This window comes from Brevibacterium sp. 2SA, from assembly GCF_005502845.1.
In the GTDB taxonomy this organism is placed as follows: Bacteria; Actinomycetota; Actinomycetes; order Actinomycetales; family Brevibacteriaceae; genus Brevibacterium.
In genome coordinates, this window is sequence record NZ_SCMW01000009.1 from 1 (window position 1) to 19253 (window position 19253).

At 69.0% G+C, this 19253-nt stretch carries 20 protein-coding genes; 8 read left to right on the plus strand and 12 right to left on the minus strand.

Translation table 11 applies throughout. From position 1 onward, the window contains the following. Positions 1-211 precede the first annotated feature (211 nt). Complete coding sequence (locus tag FFS20_RS05465; RefSeq protein WP_137824913.1) at positions 212-583, minus strand: hypothetical protein; 372 nt, start codon at positions 581-583, stop codon at positions 212-214. Positions 584-821: 238 nt separating this feature from the next. Between FFS20_RS05465 and FFS20_RS05470 the strand changes: the two genes are divergently transcribed. Continuing rightward, entirely contained in the window at positions 822-1637 is an 816-nt protein-coding gene (locus FFS20_RS05470) for an MOSC N-terminal beta barrel domain-containing protein (RefSeq protein ID WP_249356686.1), read from the plus strand. 134 nt (positions 1638-1771) lie between these two features. Here the strand turns inward: FFS20_RS05470 and kynU are convergent, their stop codons facing one another. Next, entirely contained in the window at positions 1772-3037 is a 1266-nt protein-coding gene (kynU, locus tag FFS20_RS05475) for a kynureninase (RefSeq protein ID WP_137824914.1), read from the minus strand. Positions 3038-3171: 134 nt separating this feature from the next. Here kynU and FFS20_RS05480 point away from each other — a divergent pair, with 134 nt between their 5' ends. After that, positions 3172-3657 carry an Lrp/AsnC family transcriptional regulator gene (locus FFS20_RS05480; protein WP_137824915.1) on the plus strand — a complete coding sequence of 162 codons (486 nt, stop codon included), beginning with the start codon at positions 3172-3174 and terminating at the stop codon, positions 3655-3657. 197 nt (positions 3658-3854) lie between these two features. Next, positions 3855-4304, plus strand: a complete 450-nt coding sequence (locus tag FFS20_RS05485; protein ID WP_137824916.1) for a VOC family protein — start codon at positions 3855-3857, stop codon at positions 4302-4304. Here FFS20_RS05485 and recQ read toward each other — a convergent pair. Continuing rightward, the gene (recQ, locus tag FFS20_RS05490; protein WP_137824917.1) at positions 4292-6127 is read right to left on the minus strand and encodes a DNA helicase RecQ; all 1836 of its coding nucleotides are present in this window, start codon (positions 6125-6127) and stop codon (positions 4292-4294) included. The two genes, FFS20_RS05485 and recQ, sit on opposite strands and share 13 nt — an antisense overlap. Before the next feature lie 102 nt (positions 6128-6229). Here recQ and FFS20_RS05495 point away from each other — a divergent pair, with 102 nt between their 5' ends. Then, positions 6230-6649 carry a Rieske (2Fe-2S) protein gene (locus FFS20_RS05495; protein WP_137824918.1) on the plus strand — a complete coding sequence of 140 codons (420 nt, stop codon included), beginning with the start codon at positions 6230-6232 and terminating at the stop codon, positions 6647-6649. Positions 6650-6803: 154 nt separating this feature from the next. Here FFS20_RS05495 and FFS20_RS05500 read toward each other — a convergent pair whose 3' ends face one another. The 4 genes from FFS20_RS05500 to FFS20_RS05515 form a co-directional block, all read right to left on the minus strand. Further along, on the minus strand, positions 6804-7016 hold the full coding sequence (locus FFS20_RS05500) for a hypothetical protein (protein ID WP_137824919.1): 213 nt from the start codon (positions 7014-7016) through the stop codon (positions 6804-6806). Positions 7017-7200: 184 nt separating this feature from the next. Beyond that, positions 7201-7581 (minus strand): hypothetical protein, encoded by a 381-nt coding sequence (locus FFS20_RS05505; RefSeq protein WP_137824920.1) that lies wholly within the window; start codon positions 7579-7581, stop codon positions 7201-7203. Next, positions 7578-8834, minus strand: a complete 1257-nt coding sequence (locus FFS20_RS05510) for a serine hydrolase domain-containing protein (protein ID WP_137824921.1) — start codon at positions 8832-8834, stop codon at positions 7578-7580. The genes FFS20_RS05505 and FFS20_RS05510 overlap by 4 nt, the downstream gene beginning before the upstream one ends. A gap of 287 nt (positions 8835-9121) precedes the next feature. After that, entirely contained in the window at positions 9122-9799 is a 678-nt protein-coding gene (locus FFS20_RS05515; RefSeq protein WP_137824922.1) for a winged helix-turn-helix domain-containing protein, read from the minus strand. A 93-nt stretch (positions 9800-9892) separates the two neighbouring features. Between FFS20_RS05515 and FFS20_RS05520 the strand changes: the two genes are divergently transcribed. Continuing rightward, positions 9893-10543, plus strand: coding sequence for a hypothetical protein (locus tag FFS20_RS05520; protein ID WP_137824923.1), 651 nt, complete (start codon positions 9893-9895; stop codon positions 10541-10543). 49 nt (positions 10544-10592) lie between these two features. Beyond that, positions 10593-13238, plus strand: coding sequence for a trehalose-phosphatase (gene otsB / locus FFS20_RS05525; protein WP_137824924.1), 2646 nt, complete (start codon positions 10593-10595; stop codon positions 13236-13238). 46 nt (positions 13239-13284) lie between these two features. Here otsB and FFS20_RS05530 read toward each other — a convergent pair whose 3' ends face one another. Continuing rightward, positions 13285-13737 (minus strand): MaoC family dehydratase, encoded by a 453-nt coding sequence (locus FFS20_RS05530; protein WP_137824925.1) that lies wholly within the window; start codon positions 13735-13737, stop codon positions 13285-13287. 133 nt (positions 13738-13870) lie between these two features. On the opposite strand from FFS20_RS05530, the gene FFS20_RS05535 reads away from it, so the two are divergent. Then, positions 13871-14386 (plus strand): DUF1990 domain-containing protein, encoded by a 516-nt coding sequence (locus tag FFS20_RS05535; RefSeq protein ID WP_137824926.1) that lies wholly within the window; start codon positions 13871-13873, stop codon positions 14384-14386. Between the two features lie 368 nt (positions 14387-14754). On the opposite strand, the gene FFS20_RS05540 is transcribed toward FFS20_RS05535, so the two are convergent. Genes FFS20_RS05540 through FFS20_RS05555 form a run of 4 tightly spaced genes read right to left on the minus strand, consistent with a single transcriptional unit; the run spans position 14755 to position 18461 of the window. After that, positions 14755-15546 carry a M15 family metallopeptidase gene (locus FFS20_RS05540; RefSeq protein WP_137824927.1) on the minus strand — a complete coding sequence of 264 codons (792 nt, stop codon included), beginning with the start codon at positions 15544-15546 and terminating at the stop codon, positions 14755-14757. An 18-nt stretch (positions 15547-15564) separates the two neighbouring features. Then, a complete protein-coding gene (locus tag FFS20_RS05545; RefSeq protein WP_137824928.1) occupies positions 15565-16845 on the minus strand; it encodes a HAMP domain-containing sensor histidine kinase in 1281 nt (426 codons plus the stop codon). A gap of 3 nt (positions 16846-16848) precedes the next feature. Further along, positions 16849-17799 carry a response regulator transcription factor gene (locus FFS20_RS05550; RefSeq protein WP_137824929.1) on the minus strand — a complete coding sequence of 317 codons (951 nt, stop codon included), beginning with the start codon at positions 17797-17799 and terminating at the stop codon, positions 16849-16851. Then, entirely contained in the window at positions 17799-18461 is a 663-nt protein-coding gene (locus FFS20_RS05555) for a hypothetical protein (protein ID WP_249356687.1), read from the minus strand. Before FFS20_RS05555 ends, FFS20_RS05550 begins: the two co-directional genes overlap by 1 nt. Before the next feature lie 284 nt (positions 18462-18745). On the opposite strand from FFS20_RS05555, the gene FFS20_RS05560 reads away from it, so the two are divergent. Next, the gene (locus FFS20_RS05560; protein ID WP_137824930.1) at positions 18746-19009 is read left to right on the plus strand and encodes a hypothetical protein; all 264 of its coding nucleotides are present in this window, start codon (positions 18746-18748) and stop codon (positions 19007-19009) included. Positions 19010-19253 lie beyond the last annotated feature (244 nt).

A 19253-nucleotide genomic window follows, 5' to 3' on the forward strand; every position in this document is an offset into this window, starting at 1 on the left:
GGGCGGGAGCGGGGGTGGATGCTGAGTCAGCAGTCATATGATCCTCCTCGATCCCTTCGATGGTCTGCCAAGTCGACCCGCAGGTCAAGGACGATCCCTCGGAGTTGCCGGCAACGCCGCGCCTAAGGGTCTCCGGCGGTGCCGCGCCCAAGGGTCACCGGCGGCGCCGCGCCCAAGGGTCACCGGCGGCGGCCTCGGCGAAGGCCCGGGCTCAGCCGAGGTTAGCGGAGGGGCTCCGGCGGGCCGCGATGAACGAGCGGATGCCGAGGATGATGTAGATGATGAGGAGGACGAACGTGATCGTGCTGACGATGACCGCGGCCGGGCGCTCGGCGGTGCCGGCGAAGAGGGCGCCGAGCTGCAGGACGTTCATGAACGTCCCGATGACGCCGAGGAGGGCGACGACGAGCGCGATGTGGATCCCGATCTTCGGGCGGCGGATGCCGATGACACCGCAGATCGCGATGACGAGACCGAGGAACGCGGGGATGAGCGCGGTCACGCTCGCCATGGCGGTGGCGAACCACGCGATGACTCCGAGGACGATGAGGACGATTCCGAGGCCGATCGTGATCTTCGGCATGAGCAGACTCCTTGGTCAGGTGCGCTGTGTACGCAGATGTGCGTCCGTGCACCAGCCTAGTGGGGGTGATTGCGCGCCGTGGACGATCCCCTAGTGTGGGACGCGGACGCTCGCGAGATGGAATGTGGGTTGTCCCCACAGTCGGCCCCCGTCCGACCGATGGAGTCGGCCGTGTCCGGCTGGTGTGGTCGGGCAGGTGCCGTCCGACGGACGGAGTTTCAGAGAGGAGATCGCCGAGGTGGTCGAGACCCGCGCTGTCGCCTTCACTCCGATCAAGGGGACCCGGCACAGCGTCCAGCCGGACGTCGAATTCGATGCGCACGGTCCGCTCGGCGATCGTCGTTTCTGCCTCGTCGATGCCGCCCGCGGGCGGGTTCTGCGGACCGTGCAGCATCCCTCGCTGCTCTCCGTCGTCGCGCGCCTGCAGGGGTCCCAGCTGGTGGTGACGCTGCCCGACGGCACGACGGTTGCCGAGGCGCCCGAACTCTCCGGCGAGACACTGACCTGCGATTACTGGGGGCGTTCCGTCGAACTCGGCCTGATGACCGGCGCCCACACCGAGCTGTTCTCCGACCACCTCGCGCAGGCGGTGCATGTGGCACAGGCCCCGCGCGGAGCGATCGTCTTCGGACAGCCGCTGACGATCGTCGCCACAGCCTCAATCGCCGAGGTGGCGCACCGTGCCGAGGAGAACCGCACCGGGGCAGCCGGGCATGCCACAGCGGCCGACGGTGAACGGTCTCAGCCGATCGGCGATACCGCGGTGGCTGAGCTCTTCCACCGCTTCCGGGCGACGCTCCTCGTCGAGACCGACGAGCCGTTCGTCGAGGAGTCGTGGCTGGGGCGGGTGATGACCCTGCGCGGGGCGGTCGACGGGCTGCGCGTGCGGATCGGGGGACCGGTGCCGCGCTGCGCCGTCGTTGATCTCGACCCGACCACTGGCGAGCGCACCGACCGTCTGCTGCGGACGCTTGCCGCGACGAGGGCGCCGAACCGTGTGGGTGAGCCCTTCTTCGGCGTCTACGCCGAGGTGGTCCAGCACTCCGGGCGCTGAGCAACCCAGAGCTGAGCAACCCAGCGCAGAGTAGCCCAGCGCAGAGTGGCCCGGCGCTGAGCAACCCATCGCAGAATTGCCGAACGCTGTCTTGCCGAGCGTCCGGACGGCTGCTGAGATCCGAGGCTCGTGGCCTACGTGACCGCGCCGCGAACCTGGTATTCGGGGGTGTCCCACAGGCGGTTGTCCAGGATGTCGCGCAGCGCCTCGACGGTGTCCCACACGTCGGTGAAGCCGAGGTAGAGCGGGGTGAGGCCGAAGCGGAGGATCGACGGTTCGCGGTAGTCGCCGATGATGCCGCGGTCGATGAGCGCACTCATGATCGCGAACCCCTCCTCATGGGCGATGGAGACCTGCGAACCGCGGTGCGCATGGTCGCGCGGGGTGACGATCTCGACCGGGTGAGCGGCCAAGCGCTGCTCGACGAGGTCGATGAAGAGGTCGCTGAGCGCGAGCGACTTCTCCCGCACCACGCCCATGTCCGCGCGCGCCGCCACGTCGAGGCCCACCTCGGCGACGGACATCGACACGATGCCCTGCGTGCCGGTGAGGAAGCGGCGGATCCCCTCAGCAGGGGCGTAGTCCGGGCTCATCTCGAACGGCTTCGCGTGACTCCACCACCCCGACAGCGGCTGGGCGAACCGGTTCTGCAGGTCTTCGGACACCCAGATGAAGGCCGGGGAGCCGGGGCCGCCGTTGAGGAACTTGTACGTGCACCCGACGGCCATGTCGGCGCCGTCGCCGGCGAGGTCGATGGGCAGAGCGCCGGCCGAATGGCACAGATCCCAGATCGCCAGGGCGCCGCCGGCGTGGATCGCCTCGGTCGTCGACCGCATGTCGAAGAGCCGGCCGGTGCGGTAGTTGACGTGGGTGAGGACGACGAGGGCCACCTCGTCGCTCATCGACTGCGGGAAGCCGGCGGTCACCTCGGCGTCGTCGACGAGGCGCACCTCGTACCCGTCGCCGAGCTGCTCGGCGAGGCCCTGGAGCATGTAGATGTCGGAGGGGAAGTTCTCCCGCTGGGTGAGGATGATCCGGCGGTCGGGGGCGTCCTCGCGCTGGATGCGCAGCGCCGCCGAGGCGGCCTTGAAGAGATTGATCGACGTCGTGTCCGTGACGACCGTGCTGCCGGCGCCGCCACCGACGAGGCCGGAGACCTTCTCGCCGAGGGCGGCCGGCATCTCGAACCAGCCGGCGGTGTTCCACGAGCGGATGAGGCCGGTGCCCCATTCCTCGGCGATGACTTCCTGCGCCCGTTCGGCAGCGCCGCGCGGGCGTGCGCCCAGCGAATTGCCGTCGAGGTAGATCGTGCCCTCGTCGATGATGAAGTCGTCGCGGAAGCCGCGCAGGGGGTCAGCGGCGTCGCGGCGTTCGCAGGCGGCGCGGTCGAGCTCGGTCATCGGGGGTCCTTCCTTCGCGGGTCGGTCACTGTCGGGCGGTGACGACGGTGACACGTCGGATCGTCTTCCCATCGTGTCAAAGATGCGAGACGATCGATGCGGAAGTGAACGATCGACGGAAAACCTCTAGGAGAATGGTGAATCATTCGAGTCTCATCACCGATCACCGTGCCGAACCGGGTGCGCCCCTGGCCGCGACCGACCTGGCGATCCTCCGCGAGCTCAGTGCCGATGCCCGGATCTCGAACAAAGATCTCGCCGAACGGGTGGGGCTCGCGCCCTCGACGTGCTCGGGCCGGGTGAGCGCCCTGCGCCGGCGCGGGGTCATCAAGGGCTTCCACGCCGACATCGACTGGGAGGCGCTCGGTCTCACGGTCTTCGGAATGGTCTCCGTGCGGATGACACCGGTCGGACGCGCCGCGATCGCCTCGGTCATCGCCCGCCTCCTCGAGGTGCCGGAGACCCTCGAGGTCTTCCAGGTCTCCGGTGAGCGCGACCTCCTCGTCCACATCGCCGCGAGCCACCCCCGCGGTCTCCACACATTCATCGAAGAGCATCTCTCGGACACGACGATCGCCCACACGCAGACGAGCCTCGTCTTCGGCCACCACCGCGGGTGAGTCCGCGAAGTCCGGTCAGTCCGCCGAGGTGGGGCCGTTCGGCCGCTCGCCCCGCGGATTCCCGTGGACAGGCTGCCGTCACGGTCGTTCGCCGAGGTGGGGCCGGGTTACCGTGACCGTTGACTCGGAGTCGGCGACCGGTGAGGATGAAGTGCGGCACCGCATCCGCGCGACCACCTCACTGCGAAGGAGCAGTCATGTCCCAGATCTTCGTCAACCTCCCCACCCTCGACCTCGAACGGGCGAAGGCCTTCTACTCGGCGCTCGGCACGCAGATCGTCCCCGAGTTCTCCGACGACAACGCTGCATGCGTGAAGTGGGACGACGCGATCTTCTTCATGATCCTCGCCAAGGAGTATCTCCAGACCTTCACCGACAAGCCGATCGCCGATCCGCACTCCGTGGCGCAGGTGATGACCGCGCTCTCCCGGGAGTCCCGAGCCGACGTCGATGCGATGCGCACCGCGATCCTCGAAGCCGGCGGCGGAGAGAACCGCCCACCGACGGATCACGGGTTCATGTACGGCATCAGCATGACCGATCCCGACGGGAACATCCTCGAGTTCATGTGGATGGATCCGGCCGCCGCCGAGGCGGGACCGGAGGCGTTCGCGCAGACGGAGGCGACAGCCGATCAGCCTCTGTGAGCCGCGAGGACCTCGAGCACAGCGTCGCCGTAGCGTTCGAGCTTCTTCAGTCCGACACCGCTGACCTGGCCGAGGCTGTCAAGCGATGTCGGTTTGGCTTCGACGATGCCGTAGATCGTCGCGTCGGGGAAGATGACGTAGGCGGGCACGCTCTGTTCCTTCGCCTGTCCCGCGCGCCAGGACCGCAGGGCGTCGAACAGCGCGGAGTCGGCGGCGTCGAGTGCGACCTCGGGACCGCCTCGGCGCTTCGATCCTGAGCGCGAGCCACCGGACTTCCTCACCGGATCGACGCGCATCGAGACCTCGGTCTGCCCCCGCAGCACCGGGTCGGCGGCGGGCCCGAGGACGAGCACGCCGTAGTCACCGTGGGATTCGAGGAGTCCGCGGGCCAGGCTCTGTCGGATGACGGCCTTCCATTCGCCCTCGGACAGGTCGGCGCCGACGCCCCACACGCTGAGGCTCTCATGGTCGGAGGCCCGGGAACGGTCGTTGGCACTGCCGCGGAGAACGTCGATGACCTGGCCGGAGCCGAAGCGCTGGCCGCGTTCGCGGTCGAGGCGGATGACCGTCGAGAGCAGCTTCTGCACGGCCACGGTCGCATCCCACGTCGCCGGGGGTGTCAGGCAGGTGTCGCAGTTGCCGCACGGAGCGGACTCCTCGTCGAAGTAGCGCAGCAGCTGGACGCGGCGGCAGTCGACTGTCTCGCACAGGGCGAGCATCGAGTCGAGGTGGGCCATCACGCGGCGTTTGTGGGCCTGGTCGCCCTCCCCGGATTCGATGAGGCGGCGCTGGGAGACGACGTCGCCGAGGCCGTAGACCATCCACGCATCCGCGGGCAGGCCGTCGCGACCGGCTCGTCCGGTCTCCTGGTAGTAGCCTTCGACGCTGCGCGGCAGGTCGAGGTGGGCGACGAAGCGGACGTCGGGTTTGTCGATGCCCATGCCGAAGGCGATCGTCGCGACCATGACGAGACCGTCCTCGCGGAGGAAGCGGGCCTGGTGCTCGGCGCGCACCTCGGCGGGCAGACCTGCGTGGTACGGAAGGGCGGGGATGCCGCGGGCCACGAGCGCCTCGGCGAGCTGTTCGACCCCGCGCCGGGACAGACAGTAGACGATCCCGGAGTCACCGGGGTGTTCGGTGGTGATGAAGCTGATGAGCTGGGAGCGGGCCGAGGCCTTCGGCTCGATCCGGTAGGTGATGTTGGGGCGGTCGAAGCTCGCGACGAAGTGCTCGGCGTCGCGCAGCTGCAGGCGCTCGGTGAGCTCGGCATGCGTGGCCGGGGTCGCCGTCGCGGTCAGGGCGATGCGGGGGACGGCGGGGAAGCGGTCGGCGAGCACCCCGAGGCCGAGGTAGTCGCTGCGGAAATCGTGACCCCACTGGGAGACGCAGTGCGCCTCGTCGATCGCGAACAGGGAGATGTCCGCCCGCTCGAGCAGCTGCATCGTCCGGGGGAGGACAAGGCGTTCGGGGGCGAGGTAGAGGAGGTCGAGCTCCCCATCGAGGAGGCGGCGTTCGACGTCCTGCGCTTCGTCGATGTCGAGGGTGGAGTTGAGGTAGGCGGCCCGCACGCCGAGGTTGTCGAGCGCCGCGACCTGGTCGGCCATGAGGGCGATGAGTGGGGAGATGACGATGCCGGTGCCCTCGCGCACGAGCGCGGGGATCTGATAGCAGAGCGATTTGCCGCCGCCGGTGGGCATGAGCACGACGGCATCACCGCCGCCGACGAGGCGGTCGACGATCGCCGCCTGCTGGCCGCGGAAGTCCTCGTAGCCGAAGACATCGTGGAGGACGTCGAGGGCGGAGGTCGTGGCTGGGGCGGTCATGCGCCCAGCCTAGTGGACGACCCTGACGCGAGTGTTCAGGACCGGCGCGGGGGCCGCGATAGGCTGGGTGGGGAGACCCACCGGCGAGCTGAGGAGAGCTGCATGGAACCGAACAGGCGCACGATGATCACCTCCGCAGGGGCTGTCGGCACAGCCGCGGTGGTCGGACTCACCTCGGCGTGCAGCTCCGACGATTCGGGATCCGGTGCGGGGTCCTCGGCGTCGGCGCCGCCGGATGCGACCGTGCCGGCGAGCGATGTGCCCGTCGGGTCGGGCATCGTCGTCGACGAGGCCTACGTCGTCACCCAGCCGAAGCAGGGGGAGTTCCATGCCTTCTCCTCCGTGTGCACCCACCAGGGGTGCCAGGTCCGCACCGTGACCGAGACCGAGATCGTGTGCCCGTGCCACTCCTCGCGCTACTCGGCGACGAGCGGCGAAGTGCTCTCCGGTCCGGCGACCGAAGCGCTGCCGACCTACCAGGTCACCGACTCCGACGGGACCCTCAACCTCTCGGCCAAGTAGTTCTTTCGCTCGGCCGCTCGGCCGAATAGCCGCACCGCACGGCGCAGCAGCTTGACTTCGCAGTCCAGCACCTGGGCTTCACGGCTCAGCAGCTGTCGCTGCGGCCCAGCTGTCGCTGCGGCCCCGCCGTCACTCCGCGGTGACGCTCGCGTCTTCAGTCGCCGGGGGAGTCGGGGCGGTCGTCGGGCTTCTTCGCCGATTGGATGCTGTAGGCGCCTCCGATGCCGACCAAGAAGCCCATGACGGCGAACGGGACCGCGAAGAGCGGATCGAAGAGCAGGAATCCCACGATCCCGCCGAGGATCGCTGCGATGACTGCGGCCGTCCACGACTGTGCGCTCGGACGCGGGAGCTGTCGATTGACCATGATGCATTCTCCTTGATGTGTTCTCGTGCGTGTCTTCTCTCGAGTTATCCGACCGGCGGTCGTTGTGCCTTAAACGGTGATCGTCGGTGCTCTGTTCGGCGGTCGTCGGTGCTCTGTTCGGTAGTCGTCGTGCTCTGATCGGCGGTCGTCGGCCGGTGGTGCCCAGCATCGCGACCGATGGCGCTCACCCCAGGAACAGGCCGGGGAGGACGAGTGCTCCGGCGATGGCGGCGGCGAACGCCGCTCCGACGACGAGGCGCGGAACCTCACCGCGTGCGACCTTCGGATCGGCAGCGCTCCACGGCAGGTCCGGCCACACCGAGGCGGCGCGGAATGCCGCCCAGACGCAGGCGACCAGCGCGGCCAGCCACACCCAGAGCGCGGCGTCCGTCCATCCCCCGAAAGCTCCGATGAGACGGATGAGCAGGACGAACGCGACGGCCGGGAGCAGGCCCGCAAGCAGCTGACGGCGCGACTGGGCCCGTCGGCCGGCGGCCAGCGCGGTCCACGCAGCGTACGCGAGGACGAGGGTCGTGACGATCGTTGAGACGAGGGCTGCGCTCATGAGCGGTCTCCTTCGATTCGGGCGGAACGGGGTGCGGTGGGAGGGAAGACGGTGCCGGGGACGGATCGCGCCGAGGCGGCCCCCACCTCGGCGGACTCAGTGGAGGGGGACCCAGCGGAGGGGGACCCAGCGGGAGCTGTTCCGGTGGGCTGGGGCGCAGCGGAGCCGGACGCAGTGGAGATGAGGTCGATGGCGCCGTCGACGGAGATCGCGGAGTCGGCGAGGACGACGATCCCCGTGCCTGCGTCCGCAGTGAAGCCGAGGAACGAGCTGTACCCGCCGGTGCCGCCGTTGTGCCAGGTGATGGCCGGGGTGCGCCCTGTCGTCGTCATCCACGCGAAGCCGATGCGGTCGGCCTCGTCGAAGTCGGCCCGCGGCAGGGCAGCGACGGCTCCCGGCGCGGTGCCCTCCATCGTGGCGCGCAGCCAGATCGCCATGTCGTCCGCGGTCGACCGGATCGCCCCTGCGGGGGCCGATGCGCCGAGGGTCCAGGGTGCCGCAGGCAGTCCCGATGCCGTGTATCCGTGCGAGAGCCCCGTCGCCGAGGCGGGCACGTACGTCCTGCTCATCCCCAGCGGCTGCGTGATCCGCTGCTTCACGAGCTCCCGGTAGCTCATGCCGCTGACCTTCGCGAGCGACTGCCCGAGGACCGCGAACCCGAAGTTCGAGTACTCCGGGGTCGTATCGCTGACGTCGGTGTCGCCGAGGGTGCGGATGAGGTCGTCGACGCTGCCGCGGTACGGATCGCGGTGGAGGTAGGACGCAAGGACCGATGCGACCGCATCACCGACGCTCGGCGCCGGTTCGACCCTGGGCAGTCCGGAACGCTGCATCGCGAGTGAGGACAGGGTCACCTCGGCGGCTTTCCCGTCGAGCTGAGGCCAGATCTCGCCGAGGCGGGTCCCCTCGGTCACCTCACCCCGGTCGATCGCATCGGCGAAGAGGGCGGCGGTGAAGGTCTTCGTCAGGGAGCCGATCTCGAACTCCGTGGTCGCGTCGGCACCCGTGCCCGCCGTCGTCACGGTGTCCCCGTCGACCTTCGCGACGGCGACGTGCTGCCAGTGCCCGCTGCCGAGCGCGGCCGCGGTGGCCTCCATGAGCGCTTCATCGCCGGTGACGTCACCCTGGAATCCGCGGGGGAGAGGGGTGAGGAGGACGGCGACGATCGCCGTGAGCGCGGCCGCGGTGACGGCGATCGCCCGGCGCCGAGGTGTCCGCCGGGTATCCGTGTCAGTGGCGGATGTCATAGTCATGGCAACTCCTGATATCGAGTGATTGAGGTGATGCGATGCAGAGGCAGAGGTGATGTGACGGGTCGACGATGTGCCTGACCAGGGCTGCGCTGATCCGGTGAGTCGAGCGGTCCGTGAGGCGGCTGGTCAGTGAGTCGAGTGGTCAGTGAGGCGGCTGATCGGTGAAGCGACTGGTCGGTGATGTGGTGGGGTTGGTCGTGGTGTCGGTTGGTCGATGAAACGGCTGGTCGTGGTGCCTCGGGCAGGTCAGGGTGTGTCGGGCGGCGCGGCGATCGCCGCCGGTGGGGTCATTGGGTTCCGATGAGGATGAGGGTGAGGAGCGGGATGACCTTCTGCGCGGGCACGCGCCAGTGGCCGCGCGGGAAGTTCTCGAGCCAGCCGGCGGCGGCCAGCGCCTTGAGATGGTGATAGATCTGGCCGGTCGTGCCGAAGCGGTCGTCGGCACTGAGCTCGGCGACGGTCGTCGCGCCCGAGTGGATCGCCTGGAGGAGTGCGAGCCGGACGGGGTGACTGAACGCCGACAGGGCTGGTGCGGCCTGTGCGAAATCGATCTCGTCGAACCCTGTCGCGGTCAGCCCCATCTGCCACGCGACTGGGGAATCGGTGCCCGGCGGAGTGACCTGACCGGCATAGGTGACGCCGCCGCCGTCGCCGAGGCGCTCGACGAGTCCGTTGAGGACCCAGAACGTGTCGTCATCCGGCCCGCCCGCAGAGAAGCGGGGCGCCGAGGCGCCGCGGGTGGTCGCCTGTTCTCCAGTGGTCGCGCGCTCACCCGATCGTGTGTGCCCACCATCGGTCGCCTGCGCACCCTCGCTCGCGGTGGCCGGTTCCCCCTCCCGAGAACCGTCGAGCCCCCGCGTGCTTTCGAGCTCGGCCACCCGCGCTTCGAGGGCCCCGAGGCGAGCCTCGAGGGCGGTGCTCGCGGTCGCTGGGGTGTGCGCGGAATCGGATGACGCGGTGCTCATGGCTCGAGAATACATGAATTACGTAATTACGTAAATAGAAGAATATTTGGCTACTGGGACTCGGTGGGGTCGGAGACCTAAACTGGACGGGTGATGAGTACTGAAGAATCCCGCACCGAACCCGTCGCCCCCGCCTCGGAGCTGATCGCCGAGGCCAGGACGATGGGCGCGCCGATGATCGTCCGCGGCATCCTCGGTGTCCTCTTCGGCTTCGCCACCGTGTTCTGGCCGCGTGATGCGGTCAATCCGATGCAGCTGTCCCTCGGCGTCGACATCGTCGATCTGCTCAGCATCGGCTACCTCGCGCTGCTCGCGCTCGCCCTCGTCTACCAGGCTCTGCGCTCGCCGCTGTCGGTGCGCACTGCGATCTTCGGCCAGGCGATCATCACGGTTCCGGCGATCGTCTTCCTCTTCATGGCCGACCAGCCCGCCGAGGTGCGCGCTGCCCTGAGCATCTGGGCCGTCCTCCACGGTCTCATCGAGCTGTGGAACTACCGCAAGCTCGTCCACCACCCGATGGCCTCGGACTTCCTCATCTCCGCCGCCGTCCACGTCCTGCTCGGCATCATCCTCCTGTTCGGCACCGACTTCCAGGCACTGGCGATCATCGGCTTCACGGGAGCCGCCTCGCTCATCGCGGGAGTGATCTTCATCATCGGCGGGTACTCGCGCATCAGCAAGGGCAGACAGGCCGCCCGCAGCGCGGATGCCGCCGACGACGCGCACGACACCGCAGCCGAATAACCCGCACCACCGACCGACACCCGACCTCCGACCCGAAGCCTGAGGTGAGATGAGCACTGTCGAGAACGACTACGGCCATGTGTCCCCCCTGACTCCGATCTCGGCGTCCGTGTCGTCGTCGGGCCTCCTCGGCGATCTCGCCGAGGCCAGTCGCGCCCTGCCCGATGAGCTCTTCCGGCGTCTCTTCCAGGTCTCACGGTCACCGTCGCTGCTCATCGCCACCGACTACGACGGCACGATCGCGCCGATCGTCGCCAACCCCGCCGAGGCGTACCCGCTCGAGAGCTCGGTCGATTCGCTCCGCGCGCTCGCGCTGCTGCCGTCGACCTCGGCGGGCGTCATCTCCGGTCGCAGCCTTCGGGATCTCGCGGCGATGTCCCGGCTGCCGCGCGAGGTCCACCTCTTCGGCTCCCACGGCGGCGAGACCGACAGCGAGGTGCACCGCGCGCTCGAACCGCGGCAGCGGGCGGCACTCGAGGCCTTCCGCCGCGACCTCGTCGACACCCTGCCCGCCGAGGTGATCGAGCACAAGACGGCGGGTGCGGCAGTCCACCTGCGCGGTCTCGACGACGATGCCAGGCAGAAGGTCGAGGACGGCATCGCCGCGCTCGTGGAGAAGCACGAGATCTTCCCGACCCGGGGCAAGCAGGTCGTCGACCTCTCCGTCGTGCCCTCGTCGAAGGCCGAGGCTCTGGCGAACCTGCGCGCGGAGACGGGTGCCGAAGTCGTCGTCTTCATCGGCGATGACCGCTCCGACGAGCTCGCCCTCGAGATCCTCGGCGACTTCGACCTCGGTCTCAAGGTCGGCGACGACGGGACGGAGACCCACGCGGAGTTCCGCATCGATTCGCCCGACGTCGTCTCCGTCGTCCTCGCCGCGATCTACGAGCTGCGCAAGTCGTGGCTGTTCGGTCGCGAGGCGATCCCGATCCAGCGGCACAGCATGCTCGGCAACGGGCAGTCGACGGCCCTCGTCGACCCGGGCGGCAGCATCTGCTGGATGCCTCACCCGCTGCCGCACTCATCGTCGATGTTCTCCGAGATCCTCGGCTCCGCCGCCGCCGGCTACTTCGCCGTGGGCGCCGAATCCGGGGTCGACCCGCTCACTCAGCGCTACCTCACGCATTCGACGCTGCTCGAGACCCGGTGGCCGGGGCTGAGCTGCATCGACTACCTCGCGCCCGTCGACGGCGCGAGCGACGACACGATCGTCGTCCGTGTCCTCACCGGCGACGCGCCCGCGCGGATCCGCTTCGCCCCGCGACTCGACTACGCCACCGTGCCCACCCGGCTCGCGCCGATCCGCGACGGGGTGCGCGTGCTCGGCACCTCGGAGCCGATCCGGCTCATCGCTCCCGGCGTCGACTTCGAGATCGTCGAGTCGGGACAGTCCCAGACCGCCGAGGCGGTCGTCGTGCCCTCGGACTTCCCCGGCGGCCAGGTCGTCCTCGTCCTCGCGTGCGGGTCGGGCACCGGCGACGCCCGGTTCATCGCCGAGGGCGGAGAGGGCCATGTCCGGGATCGGGCGCTGAACTTCTGGCGCAACTGGGCGAGCACGCTCGCGATCCCCGGCCATCACCGCGAGGAGGTCATCCGGTCCGCGATCACCCTGCGCGCGCTCTGCCATGAGCCCACCGGCGGCATCCTCGCCGCCCCGACGACCTCCCTGCCCGAGGGCATCGGCGGCGTCCGCAACTGGGATTACCGCTACACGTGGCTGCGCGACGGATCGATGACGGCGCGGGCGCTGCTGGCCCTCGGATCCACCGCCGAGGCGGAAGGGTTCCTCTCGTGGCTGACGGGGATCCTCTCCCACACGGTCGCTCCCGAACAGCTCCACCCGCTCTACGCCGTCGACGGTTCGGCACTGACCACCGAGGCGGTGCTCGCGCATCTGCCCGGATACGCCGGGTCGCGCCCGGTGCGGGTCGGCAACGCCGCTGAGCACCAGGTGCAGCTCGACGTCTTCGGGCCGGTCACCGAACTCCTCGACGAACTCACCGAGCGCCTCGGCGAGCTGCCCGAGGCCTACTGGACGCTGACGACCCAGATGGTCGAGGCGGTGAGCCGACGCTGGTTCGAGGCCGATCACGGCATCTGGGAGGCCCGGCGCGCGCCCAAGCACAACGTCTACACGCGAGTGATGTGCTGGGTGACCGTCGACCGCGCCCTGCGGATCGCTGAGCGCTTCGACAAGCAGTTGCCCGGGGCGTGGCGTCAGCTGCGCGAGGAGATCAAGAGCGACATCCTCACCCATGGCTTCAACGAGGAGGTCGGTGCCTTCACCGTCGCCTACGGCGAACCGGATCTCGATGCGGCGGGTCTGTTCGTCGGCTTGAGCGGTCTGCTCGAGGCCGATGACCCGCGGTTCATCGCGACCGTCGACGCCATCGAACGGGAGCTGCGCGTCGGGCCCACGGTCTTCCGCTACCGCTACGAGGACGGCCTGCCCGGTCTCGAGGGCGGGTTCCACATCTGCACGACGTGGCTCATCGAGGCGTTCATCAAGGTCGGCCGTATCGACGATGCGTGGGATCTCTTCCGGCAGCTCGACAATCTGCTCGGGCCCACCGGCCTGCTGCCCGAGGAGTACGACCCCGTCGCCGAGATGCACCTGGGCAACCACCCACAGGCCTACTCGCATCTCGGCTACATCCGCGTCGCCCAGATGCTCGACGAGTACCGTCCCAGCTGAGCCCCCAGCGCCTCACTCGTCGCGTCATATGGCTCGACGCGTCGCCTCACTCGACGAGGAGGCTGACCATCTCCGCGATGCAGGCCGGCCTCTCCTGACCCTCGATCTCGATGACGTGCCTGATGATCAGCTGCGTGCCCTTCGGGCTGCGCGTCACCTCGGTGAGGGTGGCGGTGTCGCGCAGTCGGGAGTCGACGAGGACGGGCTGCGGGAAGCGGACCTTGTTGAGCCCGTAGTTGATCTTCATCGACACTCCCTCGATCGCGAAGATCTCGGCGGAGAACTTCGGCAGGAGCGAGAGCGTGTAGAAGCCGTGGGCGATCGTCGCGCCGAACGGCCCGGCGGCCGCACGCTCCTCGTCGAGGTGGATCCACTGATGGTCGTCGGTGGCATCGGCGAAGGCAGTGATCATGTCCTGATCGACGGTCAGCCACTCCGACGTCCCGAGCTCCGTGCCGACGGCCGCCTCGACCTCATCGATGCCGGTGAGTGTGCGCATGTGGGTTCCCCTTCGATCCGATGGCGTGGTCCGGTCGGCGGCCGACATCGAGTCACTGATCGGACATTCGTTCGACGGCGGCCGTCCCCTCGCACTCTACTGCCGAACGACACCCCTTCGATAGGTTGGGGAGATGACTTCGCCGATCACCGACGACTCTCCACTGCTGACACAACCGCACTCGCCGAGGTGGCTCGACCGTCCCGCCGACCACCGCACCTACGAGGCCGCATCGTTCGTCGGTCACGGGCGGAAGACGTTCGAGCGCTGCGCCGAGGAGCTTCTCCACTGGGAGGTGAAGACCCGCAGCGGCTTCGACATCGACCCCGCCGGCGTCCGGGTGCAGGCGGGGCAGGAGCCGACGATCCGGGTGCGCTTGGGTCCGTTCCGCCTGCCCGAGCCCTCGCAGGTGCTTGCTGTCATCGAGGCGGCCGACGTCCGCGGTTTCACCTACGGCACGAAGCCCGGTCATCCGATCACCGGTGAGGAGTCATTCCTCCTCGTCCATCTCCCCGACGATCGGGTCTTCCTCGTCCTCCGCTCGGCCTCACGGGCAAGGATGGGGATCTGGCGCCTCGGCGAGCCTCTTGTGCGGATCGCGCAGGTCATCTACCGACGGCGCTACGCCCGCGCCCTGCGACGGCAGTGAGCTGCGGGCCCGGTGAGCTGCGGACACGGTGAGCCGCGGGCGTGGCTGGGGCGAATCCCGGGCCAGGAGCCGTTCTCGAGGTGGATCCGGCTCGAAGAATCGCCCGATCTCGAGCCGGATCCACCTCGGAGTCGCGCGGGGACCGTGTCCGCGGCACCGTATCGGACCATGGCAGCGACATCCGGGGAACCACCTCGGCGACAGAGCGGCGCCAACAGAGCAGTGAGAGGGCAGAGCAGTGAGCGGGCAGAGAGTCCCGCGTGCGGCGCGCCGGGGAGTCAGCCGCCCGCGCCCGCCACAGCGCGTCGACAACGACCGGTCCTCGAACAGCGAGCGCAGTGCGTGCGTTGAGCAGACGTAGAGGAGTCTCAGCCCTTGATGCTGTCGCGGGCGGGGACGTACTCCCAGTGCCAGGGCTCGTACTTCGACGACTTGGCCCAGTCCGGGTTCTCCCAGCCGTACTTGCCGGCGTTCTTGACCAGCCAGTCCCACGGGCCGGTCTTCGATTCGGTGCCGCCGCCGAGGTCGAGGGCGATGCCCCAGCCGTGCATCGACGTGCCGGGGCGGGCGGAGAGGCCGGGCTTGCGGCCGGCCACGGAGATCTGACCGGCGAGGTCGCGGTAGGAGTCGGTGATCGGGATCTCCTTGCCCGTCTCCTTCTTGTAGGCGGCGTTCATCTCGGCGAACGACACCGCGGCATCGGCGCGCAGTCGGTGTCCGCCCTTGCCGAGGTCGCAGAGCCACTCTTCGGGCAGCTCGCCGTTGCTCGCCCCCGCGCTGTACTTCTGATCGGCCGAGCAGCCGGGCAGTGCGCTCTTCTCGATCGCGCGGCTCGCGGCCTGTGCTCCGTCCTGCTTCGCGCTCGGCGCGCCGATCTCAACGCTCGTCGTGTCGTCGGAGGCCGGAATCGCGGCGTCGACGGATTCGGCGCTGACCTGCTTGGGGCCGGAATCGGCGGTCGCCTCGACCTTGACCTCGCTGCCACCGCCGGCGGTGGCGAACATCACGGCGGCAACCGCGGCACCGGTCACGGACAGACCCGACAGGGCCGTGACCGTCGTCGCACGCTTCCGGCGCACCGACCGCAGCAGCGCGCCGTCGGAACCGCGGTGACCGAAGTGCGCGGCACCGACCGTTCCGTGACCGGCCTCCTTGGCCATCGCCTCGGCGAGGGATCCCTACTCCACTCCGAGCTGCTGACGCAGGGCGATCGCCTGCGCTTCGGCATCGGGGAAGATCACCTCGGTGCGGGCACCCCCGGTGTCGGGGTCGTTGCTGAAGACGAGCCGGATCCCGAGCAGCCGCGCCTGCCCCTGCGCGATGACGAGACCGAGGCCCATGCCGCCGCCGCCGGCGGAGACGAACCGGGTCGGTCCCGTCTCGACGATGTCGGCCGGGTAGCCGGAGCCGGAGTCGGTGACGACGATGTGCTCGGGGCTCGTGGTGAGACGGATCGGATCAGCCCCGTGCTTGATGGCGTTGACGAGCAGGTTGGAGATGATGCGCTCGAATCGGCGGACATCGGTGACGAGGAGGGCGCCACGGGCGCCGTACTCCGCGTCGATCTCATGCCCGGCCAGGGCCCCGGAGGCTGACATCGTGCCGAGCAGCGAGCGGATCGCCTGGTCGATGTCGATGCGGGTGAACTGCGGGTTCGCGCGTCCCGCGTCGAGTCGGGAGACCTCGAGGAGATCCTCGACGAGGACCTGCATCCGCTGCACGCGATCCTTGACGAGCTCGGCCGGGCGCGAATCCTCGGTGAGCAGGCTCGCGGCGTTGACGAGCCCCGTGAGCGGGGTGCGCATCTCGTGGGCGAGGTCAGCGGTGAAGCGCTGTTCGGAGTCGATCCGCTCGCTCAGCCGCGTCACCGCGGTGTCGACCGCCGAGGCGAACGCCCACACCTCCTGATCCGATTCGTCGACGACATCGGCGATGCGGATCGACGTGTCCCCGGCGGCGATCTTCCGCGCCGCCTGGGCGCCGAGGGTGAGTCGGCGCGAGATGCGGCCGGCGACGAGCGAGCCGACGCCGCCGACGACGAGGGCGGAGCCGATCATGCCGACGAGCAGGGCCTGGTCGATGCGGCCGATGAGCTCCTGACTGTCGGCCGTCGACGCGCGCACGGAGATCACCTCGGTGTACGTGCCGACCTCGATCGGGGCCGCCGCCCACACGATCTCCTCCCCGTCGACCTCCGAGCGGATCGTCACCGATTGTCCCTTGAGCGCCTGCGCGCGGGCATCGGCAGGCAGCTGCGGATCGTCGATGCGGGCGTTGAGCGTGAGCACCCCGGTCTCGGAGAAGATGTTGACCGCGTTCGTCAGCTGGTCGGTCACGGTCGAGCGCATCCGGTCGTCCTCGGCCCGGGCCGCGGACTGGCGCAGGATGATGCTGCACGAGAGCACCGCGATGATCACGGACGCGACGATGAGGAGGGAGATCTTCCAGCGCAGCGACATGGCTCAGCCTGCGAAACGGTACCCGAAGCCGCGGACCGTCTCGATCATGTTCGCGCCGATCTTCTTGCGCAGGCGCTGGATGTGGACGTCGACGACCCGGGAGTCGCCGGCCCACTCGTACCCCCACACCGTGAACGCGATCTTCTCCCGAGAGTACACGTGCTCGGGCTGTTCGGTGAGCAGCAGGAGGACGCGCAGCTCGGTCGGGGTGAGGTGGACCTCCTCGCCGTCGACCTCGACGGTGAGCCGTCCGGTGTCGAGGACGAGGGACCCCAGCCGGGTGCGGAACGGTCCGAGCTCACCGGACTCCGGGGCCGCCTCGGCGGTCGTCTGAGGTGAGGACGCGGGGCGCGGGGGGATCGCCACGTCGTGCGTGTCCGGGCCCGGTGACGACGTGAACTTCCCGCCGGCGCCGAGGTAGGTGTCATCGGCCGCGAGACGGGACTTGATCCGCTCCCGGGTGTCCATGCCGGGGCTCGGCCCGAGGACTTCGGGGATCCCGTCGCCGGTGATGACGCCGCCGGGGCCGATGACGGTTTCGTGTTCGTCGATCGCCTCGGTGGTGGGGGAGTAGCCGAGCCGGTCGGTGCCGGCGGTGATGAAGCGGCGGACGACGGCGCGGATGCGGGCGTTGAGCACCTGCATGTCGAAGGGCTTGGTGAGGTAGTCGTCGGCTCCGGCCTCGAGGGCCTGGACGATGTCGATCGCATCCGAGCGGGCGGAGATGATGATGATCGGGATGGAGGAGCGCTCGCGGATCGCGCGGCAGATCGACGCGCCGTTCATCGTCGGGAGCATGAGGTCGAGGAGGAGGACGTCGGCACCGTGGGCGGCGACGAACTCATAGCCCTCACGGCCGTCGGCGAACGCCGACACCGTGTAATCGAACTGCTCGAGTCCGATCTGGGTTGTCTCGCGGATGACCTCGTCATCCTCGACCAGCACAATATGCATTACGACTCTCCATTTAGACGCGTGAAGCGTTGTCCCGGTTCAAACCTACCGTCATGCAGGCGGAATACCTGCACCGACCAGCCCGAGGGGCAGCAGTCCTCATCACCGTCGGCGTACATCGCCTCCTGGACGACGAGCGTGCCGTTCTTGCCGGGGCTGAGCGTGAGCTGATTGCCTGTGGCGATGAGCTCGAGGCGCGGTGCGCCCTCGAATTCGCTGACGACGACCCCGGCGATGACCTCGCTCATCTGCTGCGGGTTGAGCACCGTGACGACCTGGAACTTCCGGTCGCCGCTGAGGAACGGGGTGCCGAACTTCATGCACTCCTGGCAGTCGGCGACGACCTTCGCCGTCTCCGACGCCCGACCGGTCACCGCGACCCCCGAACTGTCCTCGATGAGGGTGCGGATGTCATCGAGCGAATACGGCTTGTCCGCGGGCCCGGAGTCCTCATTCGATTCGTCGAAGAGCGTCGGCGAGGTGCTTCCCGCAGGCTCGACGCGCAGCCCCCTGTCCGGCCCGCAGGCCGCGAGCGCGACGAGCAGCGCAAGCGCGCAGGCACACGCGACCAGCGTCCTGAGACCGCCTCTGGTCAGGACGCCTGCCGTGACGGCAGCGCGCGACGCGTGCGCAGACCTGCGCACTGGAGTGGGGATGGGCACGCTGTCATTTTCGCGTGTTCGCCCGCACTCGTCCACTTGGTCCCGGATCGGGGAGCGGCCAGGAGCCGGGTTCAGGGGTGGTCGAGTGCAGGGGTCGGGGGTGCTCGGTGGTGCTTGGCGGTCAGGTCCCCGGCTGTTGGCCTGTCGGGTGCCGGGGGGTCAGGCCGCCGGCTGTTGGCCTGTTGGGTGCGTGGGGTGGTCAGGTGCCGGGACACAGTCGCCCGGCCCCCGGGTCGGGGGTCACTCGGCTGTCGCCTCTCAGCCCGAATCGGTACCCTGGTGGTATGGCAACGTCGAACTCTGCGAAGAAGTCCTCCAGCACCGTGTCCTACAAGGATGCGCTCAAAGTCGGGCTGGTCTGCGGCGTCGCCGTCCTCATCCTCTCGATCATCGTCACCCGCGCCTGGCAGGACTCCGACGCGTTCGGTTACGCCTTCATCTACGCCGGCATCGCATTCGTCCTCGTCAGCGCCCTGTCTGCGGTGCTCAACTGGGTGATGCGCAACGACACGCAGAACGACGACCAGTCCTACCCCGTCCTCAAGTAGGGCCTGCGGGAAGTAGGGCCTCCGGGGCGGGCACGAGGATCGTCGCGCCGCCTCTCTGCGCCACCTCTCTGCGCCACCTCTCTGCGCCACCTCCACGGTGCCGCCACGGCTTTTGCGCCACCTTCATGGTGCCGACCCGGCTTCTGCGCCACTTTCATGGTGAAATTCGAAGCAGATTCGCCATGAACCTGGCGCGCAATCGCTGTCGACCTTCCGCAGTTCTTGGTGCCTGCGGTGTGATGCG

Excerpts from the sequence above, each read along its gene's own strand:
- FFS20_RS05465 (WP_137824913.1), bottom strand. The coding sequence starts at position 583 with ATGCCGAAGATCACGATCGGCCTCGGAATCGTCCTCATCGTCCTCGGA.
- kynU (WP_137824914.1), bottom strand. The coding sequence starts at position 3,037 with ATGACCGAGCTCGACCGCGCCGCCTGCGAACGCCGCGACGCCGCTGAC.
- FFS20_RS05480 (WP_137824915.1), top strand. The coding sequence starts at position 3,172 with ATGGTGAATCATTCGAGTCTCATCACCGATCACCGTGCCGAACCGGGT.
- FFS20_RS05485 (WP_137824916.1), top strand. The coding sequence starts at position 3,855 with ATGTCCCAGATCTTCGTCAACCTCCCCACCCTCGACCTCGAACGGGCG.
- recQ (WP_137824917.1), bottom strand. The coding sequence starts at position 6,127 with ATGACCGCCCCAGCCACGACCTCCGCCCTCGACGTCCTCCACGATGTC.
- FFS20_RS05495 (WP_137824918.1), top strand. The coding sequence starts at position 6,230 with ATGGAACCGAACAGGCGCACGATGATCACCTCCGCAGGGGCTGTCGGC.
- FFS20_RS05500 (WP_137824919.1), bottom strand. The coding sequence starts at position 7,016 with ATGGTCAATCGACAGCTCCCGCGTCCGAGCGCACAGTCGTGGACGGCC.
- FFS20_RS05505 (WP_137824920.1), bottom strand. The coding sequence starts at position 7,581 with ATGAGCGCAGCCCTCGTCTCAACGATCGTCACGACCCTCGTCCTCGCG.
- FFS20_RS05510 (WP_137824921.1), bottom strand. The coding sequence starts at position 8,834 with ATGACTATGACATCCGCCACTGACACGGATACCCGGCGGACACCTCGG.
- FFS20_RS05515 (WP_137824922.1), bottom strand. The coding sequence starts at position 9,799 with ATGAGCACCGCGTCATCCGATTCCGCGCACACCCCAGCGACCGCGAGC.
- FFS20_RS05520 (WP_137824923.1), top strand. The coding sequence starts at position 9,893 with ATGAGTACTGAAGAATCCCGCACCGAACCCGTCGCCCCCGCCTCGGAG.
- otsB (WP_137824924.1), top strand. The coding sequence starts at position 10,593 with ATGAGCACTGTCGAGAACGACTACGGCCATGTGTCCCCCCTGACTCCG.
- FFS20_RS05530 (WP_137824925.1), bottom strand. The coding sequence starts at position 13,737 with ATGCGCACACTCACCGGCATCGATGAGGTCGAGGCGGCCGTCGGCACG.
- FFS20_RS05535 (WP_137824926.1), top strand. The coding sequence starts at position 13,871 with ATGACTTCGCCGATCACCGACGACTCTCCACTGCTGACACAACCGCAC.
- FFS20_RS05540 (WP_137824927.1), bottom strand. The coding sequence starts at position 15,546 with ATGGCCAAGGAGGCCGGTCACGGAACGGTCGGTGCCGCGCACTTCGGT.
- FFS20_RS05545 (WP_137824928.1), bottom strand. The coding sequence starts at position 16,845 with ATGTCGCTGCGCTGGAAGATCTCCCTCCTCATCGTCGCGTCCGTGATC.
- FFS20_RS05550 (WP_137824929.1), bottom strand. The coding sequence starts at position 17,799 with ATGCATATTGTGCTGGTCGAGGATGACGAGGTCATCCGCGAGACAACC.
- FFS20_RS05560 (WP_137824930.1), top strand. The coding sequence starts at position 18,746 with ATGGCAACGTCGAACTCTGCGAAGAAGTCCTCCAGCACCGTGTCCTAC.